The 11,904-nt window shown below is 64.6% G+C and carries 12 protein-coding genes; 3 read left to right on the top strand and 9 right to left on the bottom strand.

Going from position 1 to position 11,904, the window contains the following annotated elements:
• Positions 1-61 precede the first annotated feature (61 nt).
• Positions 62-1,264: an MFS transporter gene (locus tag ACSBQV_RS14720; protein WP_099785629.1), complete on the top strand. Its 1,203-nt coding sequence runs from the start codon at positions 62-64 to the stop codon at positions 1,262-1,264.
• A 1-nt stretch (position 1,265) separates the two neighbouring features.
• Here ACSBQV_RS14720 and ACSBQV_RS14725 read toward each other — a convergent pair whose 3' ends face one another.
• Genes ACSBQV_RS14725 through ACSBQV_RS14755 form a run of 7 tightly spaced genes read right to left on the bottom strand, consistent with a single transcriptional unit; the run spans position 1,266 to position 7,427 of the window.
• Positions 1,266-2,495: a sugar MFS transporter gene (locus ACSBQV_RS14725; protein WP_099785631.1), complete on the bottom strand. Its 1,230-nt coding sequence runs from the start codon at positions 2,493-2,495 to the stop codon at positions 1,266-1,268.
• A 40-nt stretch (positions 2,496-2,535) separates the two neighbouring features.
• Entirely contained in the window at positions 2,536-2,895 is a 360-nt protein-coding gene (locus ACSBQV_RS14730; protein ID WP_015376547.1) for an L-rhamnose mutarotase, read from the bottom strand.
• Positions 2,892-3,668, bottom strand: a complete 777-nt coding sequence (locus ACSBQV_RS14735) for an SDR family oxidoreductase (protein ID WP_099785633.1) — start codon at positions 3,666-3,668, stop codon at positions 2,892-2,894. Before ACSBQV_RS14735 ends, ACSBQV_RS14730 begins: the two co-directional genes overlap by 4 nt.
• Complete coding sequence (locus ACSBQV_RS14740; RefSeq protein ID WP_099785635.1) at positions 3,646-4,509, bottom strand: amidohydrolase family protein; 864 nt, start codon at positions 4,507-4,509, stop codon at positions 3,646-3,648. Before ACSBQV_RS14740 ends, ACSBQV_RS14735 begins: the two co-directional genes overlap by 23 nt.
• 14 nt (positions 4,510-4,523) lie before the next feature.
• Positions 4,524-5,801 (bottom strand): L-fuconate dehydratase, encoded by a 1,278-nt coding sequence (locus tag ACSBQV_RS14745; RefSeq protein ID WP_099785637.1) that lies wholly within the window; start codon positions 5,799-5,801, stop codon positions 4,524-4,526.
• A gap of 14 nt (positions 5,802-5,815) precedes the next feature.
• Positions 5,816-6,661, bottom strand: coding sequence for a fumarylacetoacetate hydrolase family protein (locus ACSBQV_RS14750; RefSeq protein WP_099785639.1), 846 nt, complete (start codon positions 6,659-6,661; stop codon positions 5,816-5,818).
• 25 nt (positions 6,662-6,686) lie between these two features.
• Positions 6,687-7,427 (bottom strand): SDR family oxidoreductase, encoded by a 741-nt coding sequence (locus ACSBQV_RS14755; RefSeq protein WP_099785641.1) that lies wholly within the window; start codon positions 7,425-7,427, stop codon positions 6,687-6,689.
• A gap of 236 nt (positions 7,428-7,663) precedes the next feature.
• On the opposite strand from ACSBQV_RS14755, the gene ACSBQV_RS14760 reads away from it, so the two are divergent.
• Entirely contained in the window at positions 7,664-8,422 is a 759-nt protein-coding gene (locus ACSBQV_RS14760) for a FadR/GntR family transcriptional regulator (RefSeq protein ID WP_099785643.1), read from the top strand.
• A 125-nt stretch (positions 8,423-8,547) separates the two neighbouring features.
• Positions 8,548-9,690, top strand: a complete 1,143-nt coding sequence (ampH, locus tag ACSBQV_RS14765; protein WP_033651366.1) for a D-alanyl-D-alanine-carboxypeptidase/endopeptidase AmpH — start codon at positions 8,548-8,550, stop codon at positions 9,688-9,690.
• Positions 9,691-9,723: 33 nt separating this feature from the next.
• Here the strand turns inward: ampH and hpaC are convergent, their stop codons facing one another.
• Together hpaC and hpaB are read right to left on the bottom strand one after the other, a co-directional pair.
• On the bottom strand, positions 9,724-10,239 hold the full coding sequence (hpaC, locus tag ACSBQV_RS14770) for a 4-hydroxyphenylacetate 3-monooxygenase, reductase component (protein ID WP_099785645.1): 516 nt from the start codon (positions 10,237-10,239) through the stop codon (positions 9,724-9,726).
• Between the two features lie 16 nt (positions 10,240-10,255).
• Complete coding sequence (hpaB, locus tag ACSBQV_RS14775) at positions 10,256-11,818, bottom strand: 4-hydroxyphenylacetate 3-monooxygenase, oxygenase component (RefSeq protein ID WP_004933158.1); 1,563 nt, start codon at positions 11,816-11,818, stop codon at positions 10,256-10,258.
• Positions 11,819-11,904 lie beyond the last annotated feature (86 nt).

Raw genomic sequence — 11,904 nt, forward strand, 5'->3', positions numbered from 1 at the left:
CAGTTTATCAGCCATTTTGGCGCGGATACACTGAGGTTCGTCATCTGTTGGGAGAGTCATTATGAGTACCTTACACGCCGACGGCGGCGCAAAAGCGTGGCTGGCGACCTTCGCGGTCGGCCTGTCCACCTTTACCGTCGTCACCGCAGAAATGCTGCCCGTCGGGCTGCTGACCCCGATCGTCAGCACCCTGAACGCATCGATCGGCCGCGCCGGGCTGCTGATTTCCCTGCCGGCCCTGTTCGCCGCGCTGTTCGCCCCGCTGGTGGTGCTGGGCGCCCGGCGCACGGACCGCCGCAACCTGCTGGCGGGCTTTCTGCTGCTGCTGATCGCCGCTAACCTGCTGGCCGCCGCCGCCACCTCCCTGGCGCTGCTGTTCGCTGCGCGCATCCTGCTGGGTTTTTGCATCGGCGGTATCTGGGCCATCGCCGGCGGGCTGGCGGAACGCCTGGTGCCGCCGGCCTCCGTCGGATTGGCGCTGTCCATCATCTTCGGCGGCGTAGCGGCGGCCTCGGTGTTCGGCGTGCCGCTCGGGGTATTCCTCGGCGAAGCGCTGGGCTGGCGCATGGCGTTTCTGGCGGTCGCCGTTCTGGCGGCGCTGACCCTGCTCCTGCTGGTGTGCGTGCTGCCGCCGCTGCCGGTCACGCAGGCGATCGGCTGGCGGTCGTTCACCGCGCAACGCGCGAATCGCCGGCTGCTGACCGGGCTGCTGCTGACGTTTCTGCTGGTCGCCGGCCACTTTATGGCTTACACCTTTGTCCGTCCGCTGCTGCAGACGGTCTCCGGCATCGAGAGCCGCTGGGTGGGGCCGCTGCTGTTCGCCTACGGCATCGCCGGCCTCGTCGGGAATTTTATCGCCGGCCAGGCCGCCGCCAAACGACTGCGCCGCACCCTGGCGCTGATCGCCCTCGGGCTGGCGCTCGCCGTCCTGCTGCTGCCGCTGCTGGGCCACACGCCGCTGAGCGGCGGCGCCTTCCTGCTGCTGTGGGGCATCGCCTACGGCGGCGTTTCCGTTGCGCTGATGGCGTGGATGCTCAAGGCGGCGCCCGATGCGGCCGAGGTCGCCTCTTCACTGTATATCGCGCTGTTCAACCTGGCGATTTCCTGCGGTTCGCTGGTGGGCGGGCTGGTGGTGGATGCCAGCGGCCTGACGATAAACGGCGCGCTGTCCGGCCTGGTGCTGCTGCTGGCGTTGGCCATCCTGATGGGGACCCGGCGGCAGATGCCGAAAACGGCGGCGAAAGCCGATTCGCCGCCGGGGTGAATCAGGCGCGGCGCTGCCGCAGGCCGTAAACCAACACCACCGCGAAACACAACAGCGGCAGCAGATAAGAGAGCGCGGTGCTGTAACGGTCGGCCAGCGCCCCCATAAAGTAAGGCATGATGGCGCCGCCGACGATCGCCATGATCATGAACGAGCTGGCGCGCTTGGTGTGCTTGCCCAGATTTTTCACCCCCAGGGCGAAAATGGTCGGGAACATGATCGACATAAAGAAGAACACCGCGATCAGCGCCACCACCGATACGCCGTCTACGCTCAGCATTACCACGCCGCACAGCGCGATGTTGATCAGCGCATAGACCGCCAGCAGCGTCGCCGGTTTGACCCGTCCCATCAGCCAGGTGCTGAAGAAACGTCCGACCATAAAGCAGATCATGGCGATCGACAGCAGGTAAGAGGCGCTCTGGTTAGACACCTCGCGCCAGTGCTCGGTGGCGTAGTTGATGAAGAATGCCCCCACGCCCACCTGCGCCGCCACGTAGAAAAACTGCGTGATGACCCCGCCGACGAAATGCGGATGCTGCCACAACCCCTGCGCTATCACGCCGTGCACCGGTTTTTCCTCTTCGCGGATCGCCGGCAGCCGGGTGCGGCTGAACAACAGCGCGATCAGCAACACCAGCATGGCGATCGCCACATAGGTCATCTTCACCACGCTCTGATCGCCGCCGCCGACGGACTGGCCGGCGGAGAAGAACAGCGTGCCGCCGATCAGCGGGCCGATAAACTGCCCGAGGCCGTTGAACGACTGCGCCAGGTTGAGCCGCCGTTCGGCGCCCTGCGCGTCGCCCAGCACCGTGGCGTACGGGTTGGCCGCCGTTTCCAGGCAGCCCAGGCCGCTGGCGATAACGAACAGCGCGAACAGGAAGACGCCGAAGCTGTTGGCCGACGCCGCCGGCACGAACAGCAGCGCGCCCAGTGCGTACAGGCACAGCCCGACCAGAATGCCCGCCTTATAGCCCTTGCGATCCATGAAATAACCGGCGGGCAGCGCCACCAGGAAATAGGCGCCGAAGTAGGCCGCCTGCAGCAGCCCCGACTGTGCCTTGGTGACGTGCAACGTTTCCTGAAAATGTTTGTTTAAAACGTCCAGCAGGCCATAGGACAGCCCCCACATGAAGAACAGGCTGGTGACCAGGATAAAGGCCCAGCGCAGATTGGCGGTCACGGGGACGCCCGGCTGCGCAGAGGCCGCACTTTTTTCAGCAAGCATGGTGATACCCTCGTATCGTCTGGCGATGATGATGTTGGCGTTATTGCTGTTGCAGAGAGAAAATCCGCGCCATTTCCACCCATTTTTCGCCCTGCGGCGTCCAGGGGGTGGCGGCCTGGTAGTGCCACATCAGCGCTTCCCATCGCTGTACTTCGGGGTTGTTCAGGCTGGCGGCGTCAAAACGCGCGGCGTCGAAATCGGCGCTGACCTCCACGATCATGAACAGCCGGGTGCCCAACCGGTAAATCTCCATGTCCAGAATGCCGTGCTCGCGCAAATGCGCGGCGATGCCCGGCCAAATGCGCTGATGATGCTGCTGGTACTCCGCAATCAGCGCCGGTGAGTCAATCAGATCGAGCGCCTGGCAGAAACGGCGCCGCCCTGCCGCCGCGCCGCTCACGTCAGCGCCCGATCGAGATGCAGGTAGCCGCCGTCCACCGACAGCCACTGCCCGGTGGTGTGCGATGACCGCGACGACAGCAGAAACGCCACGGTATCGGCGATCTCCTGCGGCGTGGTCATGCGCTGCCCGAGCGGAATGCGCGCGGTGATCTTCTCCATCTGCCGCTGCGGCTCGGCGAAGGTGTTGAGCCAGCGCTGGTACTGCGGGGTGATCACCTCCGCCGGCACCACCGCGTTCACCCGCACCCCGTCATGGCGCAGCGACACCGCCCATTCGCGCGTCAGCGCCAGCACCGCGCCCTTGGCGGCGGTGTAGCCGCTTGTGCCCCCCTGCCCGCTGAGCGCGGTCTTGGAGGCGATGTTGACGATGGCGCCCCGGCTCTCCCGCAGCGCCGCCTGGCACAGGTGCGCCATCAGGTAGTAGTGCACCAGGTTCTTTTCCAGCGAGCCGACGAACGCTTCGCGCCCCGCCTCCAGCCCAACGCCGTCGTTGACCCCGGCGTTGTTCACCAGCCCGTCAAGACGGCCGAAGGTCGCCAGCGTCTGGCTGACCGCCCGGCGGCAGGCCGCCTCGTCGCACAATTCGGTGAGGATCACCCCGGTGCGCGGCTGCAGCCGCTGCAAATCGGCCAGCAGCGCCGCCTCCGGCGCGGCGTTGGTGACCAGCACCGGGATCGCCCCTTCCTCGGCCAGCACATGAGCAATCGCCGCGCCGATGCCGGCACCGCCGCCGGTGACCAGCACCACCTTATCTTGCAGATACAGATCCATAACCAGACTCCGTTAACCCGTAAATTCGCCGGGCGGTATCGCCCCAAATCGCCGCCTGCTCGGCGGCCCCCAGCGTCGAGAGGGCCCGTTCACACAGTTGCACCACCTGGCGGTAGTCGCCGGCCAGCAGGCACACCGGCCAATCGGAGCCGAACATCAGCCGCTGCGGGCCGAACGCCTCCAGCGCGGCATCGAAGAACGGCAGCAGTTCCTCCGCCCGCCACCGGCCACCCGGCGCCTCGGTGATCAGCCCCGAGAGCTTGCAGGCCACGTGCGGCAGCGCCGCCAACGGCCGGATTTGCTGCGCCCAGTGCCGCGCGCCGCGCGCGATGTCCGGCTTGCCGAAGTGATCCAGCACCAGCCAGTGTTGGTCGTGGCGGCCGGCAAACGCCGCCGCGGCTGCCAGATCCCGGTGCATCACCAGGATCTCGTACACATACCCGGCGCGCTGCAGCGTTTGCATGCCGCGATCCACCTCCGGCCGCGCCAGCCAGGCCGCCGGATCCGCTTCGTCCTGCACCTGATGGCGCACCCCGCGCAGCGCGCTGTAAGGCCGCCAGGCCTCCAGACGCTGCGCCAGCTGCGGCGCGGTGATATCCAACCAGCCCACCACGCCGCATACGCCCTCGCTCTGCTCAGCCAGCGCCAGCAGGGCCAGCGTCTCGTCCTCGCTGGGGCGCGCCTGCACCGCCAGCGCGCCGTCGAAGCCGTGTTCCTGCAACAGCGGCCGCAGCCGAGGCGGATCGAAATCCTGTCGCAGCACGCGCATCCGCTCGTCGATCCACGGGTAGTGCTGCGGGTGGTAGCGCCAGTAGTGCTGGTGAGCGTCGATGCGCGGCATGCGATCCTCCCGCCTCACCCGCGGAACCGATACTGCTCGATCGACGACGGATGCATCTCGATCGAGTAACCGGGACGGCTCGGCGGCATGTAGGCCGCGCCGGTGATCACGCAGGGATCGACAAAGTGTTCATGCAAATGATCGACGTACTCGATCACCCGCCCTTCGTGGGTGCCGGCGATGCACAGGTAGTCGATCATCGACAGGTGCTGCACGTATTCGCACAGCCCGACGCCGCCGGCGTGCGGGCAGACCGGCAGCTGGTATTTGGCCGCCATCAGCATCACCGCCAGCACTTCGTTGACGCCGCCGAGACGGCAGGCGTCGATCTGCACCACATCCACCGCGCCGCGCATGATGAACTGCTTGAACATGATGCGGTTCTGGCACATCTCACCGGTGGCCACCTTGACCGGCGCCACCCCTTCGCGGATGCGGCGATGCCCTTCCACGTCGTCCGGGCTGGTCGGTTCTTCGATAAACCAGGGGTTGGCGAACGCCAGATGTTTCACCCACGGAATGGCTTCGCCCACCTCCCACACCTGGTTGGCGTCGATCATCAGCCGGCGATCCGGGCCGATCACCTCACGGGCGATGCGCACCCGGCGAATGTCGTCTTCCAGATCGCGCCCGACCTTCAGCTTCAGGTAGGAGAAACCGGCGTCGACCGCTTCCTGGCACAGGCGGCGCAGCTTGTCATCCGGGTAACCCAGCCAGCCGGCGGAGGTGGTGTAACAGGGGTACCCTTCCTGCAGCAGCCGCTCCAGGCGCCGTTCTTTGCCCTCGGCCCGCTGTTTCAGCAGCGCCAGCGCTTCCTGCGGCGTGATGCAGTCGGTGATGTAACGGAAGTCGATGCAGCGTACCAGCTCCTCCGGCGTCATCTCTGCCACCAGCCGCCATACCGGCTTGCCGACCGATTTGGCCCACAGATCCCACACCGCGTTGACCACCGCGCCGGTCGCCAGGTGAATGGCGCCCTTGTCCGGCCCAATCCAGCGCAGCTGGCTGTCGCTGGTGAAGCGCCGCCAGAAGGCGCCCATGTCGGCGGCGATCGTCTCCAGTTGCTCACCGACGATCTGATGTTCCAGCGCGCGGATCGCTGCGCAACAGATCTCGTTGCCGCGCCCGATGGTGAACGTCAGCCCGTGGCCGCTGAGATCCGCGCGATCGGTCTCCAGGATCACGTAGGCGGCGGAATAGTCGGGATCCGGATTCATGGCGTCGGATCCGTCCAGCCCCAACGAGGTGGGGAAGCGAATGTCTTCAACCCGCAGTGCGGTAATGGTGGTCATGGCGGCGCTCCCGGTTAAGCCTGTACGGTTTGCTGGCGCTGTTCTCCCAGCCCTTCGATGCCCAGACGCATCGTCTGGCCCGCCCGCAGATAGACGGGCTGCGGTTTCTGCCCCATGCCGACGCCCGGCGGCGTACCGGTGGAGATCACGTCGCCCGGCTGCAGGCTCATAAAGCGGCTGAGGTAGCTGACGATTTGCGGAATGCGGAAGATCATGGTGCTGGTGTTGCCGTCCTGATAGCGCTTGCCGTCCACCTCCAGCCACAGGTTCAGGCTGTGCGGATCGGCGATTTCGTCGGCGGTCACCAGCCAGGGGCCGATCGGCCCGAAGGTGTCGCAGCCTTTGCCCTTGTCCCAGGTGCCGCCGCGCTCAATTTGATACTCGCGTTCGGAGACGTCGTTGATCACGCAGTAACCGGCGACGTGGCGCATCGCGTCTGCTTCGCTGATGTAGCGCCCGCCCTGGCCGATCACCACGCCCAGCTCCACTTCCCAGTCGGTTTTCTGCGAGCCGCGCGGGATCTCCACCCGGTCGTAGGGGCCGACCACCGCGCTGGTCCATTTGTTGAACACCACCGGTTCTTCAGGAATGGCCGCGCCGGTTTCCGCCGCGTGATCGGCGTAATTCAGGCCGATGCAGATGAACTTGCCGATGCCGCCGACGCAGGCGCCGAGGCGCGGCTGCCCCTCGACCAGCGGCAACGCGGCGCTGTCCAGCGCGCGCAGTTTGGCGAGCGACGCCGGCGATAACGCGGCGCCGCCCACGTCGGCGATATGCTGCGACAGATCGCGCAGGCGGCCCTGCGCATCCAACATGCCGGGGCGCTCTTGCCCGGGTTCCCCGTAACGTAAAAGTTTCATGCGTTCCTCTCTCAAAAATGGCGGCTCAGTTGCTCCAGCCGCCGTCGATGATCTGCACCGTGCCGGTGGTGTACGAACTGGCGTCGGAGGCCAGATACAGCGCCAACTGGGCAATTTCCTCGGTGGTGCCGATGCGCCCGATCGGCTGGCGGGCGACGAACGCCTGATACACCTCTTGCTCGCTACGCCCCTGTTCGCGCGCCTGCTCGGCGATGCGCTGACGCAGCGACGGCGATTCCACCGTGCCGGGGCAGATGGCGTTGCAGCGGATGCCCTGGGTGACGTAATCCGCCGCCAGCGAGCGCGTCAGGCCAATCACCGCCGCCTTGCTGGCGCCGTAGGCGAAGCGGTTCGGCACCCCTTTCACGCTCGAGGCCACCGAGGACATGTTGATGATCGAGCCTTTGCCGCGCGCCAACATGCCCGGCAGGAAAGCGCGGATCATGCGGAACATCGCGGTCACGTTGAGATCGAGCGCGAACGCCCACTGATCCTCGCTGCAATCGAGGATCGATCCGCTGTGCACCACGCCGGCGCAGTTGAACAACACGTCGATCGGGCCGATCGCTTCCGCCGCCGCCGCAATGGCGGCCGGATCGGTGACGTTCAGCGCCAGCGCGCGGATCCCGGCGCAGCCCTGCAGGCGCTCGAGGTTGATGTCGCTGGCGATCACGTCAGCGCCGGCGGCGGCGAACAGCCTGGCGGTGGTGAATCCGATCCCTTGCCCGGCGGCGGTGATCAGTACGCGTTTCCCGGTTAAATCCATCTTGACTCCTCGGCCTAAAGGTCTAATGGTCAGGCCACTAAAGGCGGTTAAAGGTCAGGCCTCTAACATGACAAAAGACGCTTTACGCGTTATCGTTGGGGGAAGAAGTTAATAAAAACAGCCTTGAAACCGCATTTCAATTAACCATTTTTTTACACTTGAATAACGATTACTCAAGCGCCTTGTCGCATAATTGTGCGCCAAATCACTGAACGCCGAATCGTCAAAGGTCAAAAATGCCGATTACCCGACTGGAAAACCCAAGGATTTACAGACAGATAGCTGACCAGCTCAAACGTCTTATCGAGAACAACGAATTTCCGCCGGGCAGCCGCCTGCCCTCGGAGCGCGATCTTGCCCAGCAGTTGCAGGTCAGCCGCGCGTCGGTGCGCGAGGCGCTGATCGCGTTGGAAGTGATCGGCCTGGTGGACGTCAAGGTGGGCAACGGGGTGATCGTGCGTTCGCAAACGCCGCCGCCGGCGTCGCAAGAACCGGTCATGGCCCAGGCCGGCCGCAACCAGTGGGCGGAAATCGACGACGAACTGAATATCGAGCTGGATTTCAACGCCGAGCTGCCGCCGTTTTCACTGCTGCAAACCCGCCTGTTGATCGAACCGGAGACCGCCGCGCTGGCCGCGCGCCACGCCACCGACGAAGAGATGGCGGGCATCCGCGCCGCCTATGACCAGAACTGCCGCGATAACCGGGCCGGCTCCGCCACCCACCCCGGCGATCGGCTGTTCCACATCCGCATCGCCCAGGCCAGCGGCAACCCGGCCTATGCGTTCATCATCGGGCACCTGCTCGGCCACCGTTACGGCAGCATGTTCCGCGTGCTGCAGCGCCACTATACGCCGGACGACATGCCGCACCGTTCCGAGCTGGAACACCGGGCGATCCTGGCGGCAATTGAAGCGCGCGACGTGCGCGGCGCCCGCAAGGCGATGAAGGCGCACCTGGACGAAGTGATCGCCATTTTCGCCCGCGCGCAATAGGCCGCGGCGGTTAAAAATTTTTATCGCCACCGCTCTTTTTTCTACATGCAGCAGGGGCCTGGGGGCATTACACTGGGCGACGAATAACGCCCTTTCCCGCTGCATTGTTAAATGGATAACGACCGTTGAAGAACTCTGTCTCCGCTTTATTGCTGGCGCTGGGCCTGTGCGCCGCGCCGCTGGCCGTGCAGGCCGCGCCCCCGCAGCTGGCTTCGCAAATCGTCGACCAGTATGCCGAACATATTTTCTACAACAGCGGCGCCACCGGCATGGCGCTGGTGGTGATCGACGGCAATCAAGTGGTTAACCGCAGCTTTGGCGACACCAAGCCCGGCAACAACCTGCGCCCGCGCCCGGATTCGCTGATCCGCATCGCCTCGATCACCAAGCTGATGACCAGCGAAGTGATGGTGAAGATGGCGGCGGAAGGCCAGGTCAAGCTGACCGACCCGCTGCGCAAATACGCCCCCAAGGGCGCCTATGTGCCGGCTTACAACGCCGGCCAGCCGATCACCTTATTGAACCTGGCGACCCACACCAGCGCGCTGCCGCGCGAGCAGCCGGGCAAGAAGCCGCCGAAAACGCCGGTGTTCACCTGGCCGACCAAGGCCCAGCGCTGGCAGTGGCTGGCGCATGCCAACATCACGACGCCACCGGGCGTGCACGCCGCGTATTCCAACCTGGCCTATGATCTGCTGGCCGACGCGCTGTCGCGCGCCGCGGGCAAGCCATACAACGCGCTGCTGAAAGAGAAAATCACCGCACCGCTCGGCATGGTCGACACCACGCTGACGCCGAGCCCTGAACAATGCTCGCGCCTGATGGTGGCGGCGGCCGGCCCAAGCGCCTGTCGCGACACCACCGCCGCGGCCGGCAGCGGCGGCGTCTACTCCACCCCGCGCGACATGCAGCGCTGGATGCAGCAGTTCCTCTCCTCCAGTGCCAGCGGCCCGCGCAAAGCCACCGCCGCCAGCGAGCAAACCATGTACTTCCAGCGCCACGATCTGGTGTCGCTGAAGGGCATGGACGTGCCGGGGCAAGCGGATGCATTGGGATTGGGCTGGGTGTATATGGCGCCGAAGGACGGGCTGCCGGGCATCATTCAGAAGACCGGCGGCGGCGGCGGATTCATCACCTACATGGCGATGATCCCGGCGAAAAACGTCGGGGTGTTCGTGGTGGTGACCCGTTCGGAGCTGAGCAAGTTCACCAACATGAGCGATCCGGTCAACCGCCTGGTGAGCGATCTGGCGGCCAACAAGAGTTGAGATGAGGGGCGCAGCTGGCTGCGCCCCCAAGCGTCAGGCCGGCACCGCCATCTGATGAATCACCGGATGGAAGTTGCGCTTGAAGTAGATCAGGCCGTTGCCCGCTTCGCTCAGCGCGATCTGCTTGATCTGCACCAGGTACATCTGGTGGGTGCCGATGCTCTGGATCTGCTCGATCTCCCCTTCCAGGCTGGCCAGGGTATTGCGCAGCACCGGCTGCCCCAGCGCGCCGAGCTGCCACTCTTCCAGCCGGAAACGATCTTCCATGCTGACGCCGGTCATGCCGGCGAAGTGGCGCGCCATCAGCTCCTGCTCGTGGTTAAGCACGTTGACGCACAGCCTGCTGTTTTCCTGAAACACCGGGTTCATCGCGCTGTTGCGGTTGATGCACACCAGCAGCGTCGGCGGCGTATCGGTCACCGAACACACCGCCGTGGCGGTGATGCCGCAGCGCCCCGCCGGGCCGTCGGTGGTGACGATATTCACCGCCGCCGACAGGCTGGCCATGGCGTCGCGAAAGCGCAGCCGCTGTTCATTTTCCTGAGACATACAACCTCCTCCTGAATTACTTCAGCAGATTATCCAACTGATTAATATCGTCATTGTTCCGCAGGTGCGGCACCTTCCAGCCGTGCTGATCGTAATCGGCCAGGCACTTGTCGACCATCTGCATCATGCGATCCATGTTGCCGGATCCCTGCGCATGGCGCAGGCACTGCAGGCGGATCTCATCCTGGCTGCCGGCGTAGTTGATCTCATACAGCTCGTGGCGCCCGCCGAACTCGCTGCCGATCGCATCCCACATCAGTTTGAGGATCTTGATGCGCTCGACGTGATCCATGCCGTCCGATCCGCGCACGTAGCGCGCCAGGTACTTGTCGATCTCCGGGTTGTTCATGTCGCGCACGCTGGACGGCAGGTAGATCAGGCCGCTGGTGACGTTCTTTTCGATGATGTGTTTCACCTTGGTGTAGGCCATCGGCGCCATCACGCGGTAGGTTTGCAGCGCGGCGGAATCCGGCAGGTAGGCGCCGTTTTCCCATTGCGTGGCTTCGGCGCACATCGCGTCGCTCAGCGACCAGAACAGGTTGCGCCAGGCCACCACTTCGCCCAGATCGGCCTGCACGCCGCGGAACTCCAGCACGCCGGTGCACGAGAGGCTCTTTTGCAGCAGCGCGGTGATGAAATCCATCTTCACCGCCAGACGCACGCAGGCCTGCAGCGGGAACAGCCGGGCGAAACCGCCCTGGGTGCTCCAGCGGCGGCAGCGGTCGAAATCGCGGTAGATCAGCACGTTTTCCCACGGGATCAGCACATGATCCATGATCAGGATCGCGTCGTTCTCGTCGAAGCGGCTGGTCAGCGGGTAGTCGAACGGCGAACCGGTCGCGCCGGCCACCAGCTCGTAGGAGGCGCGCGAAATCAGCTTCACCCCTTCGGCGTCCATCGGCGCCACGAACATCAGCGCAAAGTCCGGATTATCGCCCATCACCTGCGCCGAACCGAAGCCGATGAAGTTGTAGTGGGTCAACGCCGAGTTGGTAGCCACCACTTTGGCGCCGCTGACGATGATGCCGGCGTCGGTTTCTTTCTCCACCTGAATGTAGACGTCCTTCACCTCGTTGACCGGCTTATGACGATCGATCGGCGGGTTGACGATAGCGTGGTTGAAATAGAGCCCGGTTTCCTGAATGCGTTTGTACCAGTGGCGCGCGTTGTCGGCGAACTGGCCGTAGAACTCCGGATAAGCGCCCAGCGCGCAGCCGAAGGCCGCCTTATAATCCGGCGTGCGCCCCATCCAGCCGTAACTTTGGCGCGACCAGTCGGCGATGGCGTCACGCTGCTGGCGCATCTCCTCCGGGCTGCGGGCATAGCGGAAGAACTTGTGGGTGTAACCGCCGTTGCCGGTGTCGGTATTCCAGCACAGGCGATCCTGGCTGGCCGGATCGTGCAGCGCGTCGTACAGCTGGCCGACCGAGGCCGCCGCATTGCGGAACGCCGGATGGGTGGTGACGTCTTTTACGCGTTCGCCGTAAATGTATATTTCACGGCTGTCCTGCAAACTTTTCAGGTACTCGGCGCCGGTGAACGGACGCTTGCTGTCGGCACGAAAGTCTTCTGGTTTCATCGGGTCTTCCTCGTAATCGGCATTTTTCAGGCCGTGGAGTCGGCCATTTGTTAAAATAATGTTTTCTTTTGGTTGCTTAATTGAAG

Origin of the sequence: Serratia sp. B501 (assembly GCF_051172315.1) — a bacterium.
GTDB lineage: Bacteria > Pseudomonadota > Gammaproteobacteria > Enterobacterales > Enterobacteriaceae > Serratia > Serratia ureilytica.

Coding starts and splice junctions, on each gene's coding strand:
- ACSBQV_RS14720 (WP_099785629.1), top strand. CDS start 62: ATGAGTACCTTACACGCCGACGGCGGCGCAAAAGCGTGGCTGGCGACC.
- ACSBQV_RS14760 (WP_099785643.1), top strand. CDS start 7,664: ATGCCGATTACCCGACTGGAAAACCCAAGGATTTACAGACAGATAGCT.
- ACSBQV_RS14750 (WP_099785639.1), bottom strand. CDS start 6,661: ATGAAACTTTTACGTTACGGGGAACCCGGGCAAGAGCGCCCCGGCATG.
- ACSBQV_RS14740 (WP_099785635.1), bottom strand. CDS start 4,509: ATGCCGCGCATCGACGCTCACCAGCACTACTGGCGCTACCACCCGCAG.
- ACSBQV_RS14725 (WP_099785631.1), bottom strand. CDS start 2,495: ATGCTTGCTGAAAAAAGTGCGGCCTCTGCGCAGCCGGGCGTCCCCGTG.
- ACSBQV_RS14735 (WP_099785633.1), bottom strand. CDS start 3,668: ATGGATCTGTATCTGCAAGATAAGGTGGTGCTGGTCACCGGCGGCGGT.
- hpaC (WP_099785645.1), bottom strand. CDS start 10,239: ATGTCTCAGGAAAATGAACAGCGGCTGCGCTTTCGCGACGCCATGGCC.
- ACSBQV_RS14755 (WP_099785641.1), bottom strand. CDS start 7,427: ATGGATTTAACCGGGAAACGCGTACTGATCACCGCCGCCGGGCAAGGG.
- hpaB (WP_004933158.1), bottom strand. CDS start 11,818: ATGAAACCAGAAGACTTTCGTGCCGACAGCAAGCGTCCGTTCACCGGC.
- ACSBQV_RS14745 (WP_099785637.1), bottom strand. CDS start 5,801: ATGACCACCATTACCGCACTGCGGGTTGAAGACATTCGCTTCCCCACC.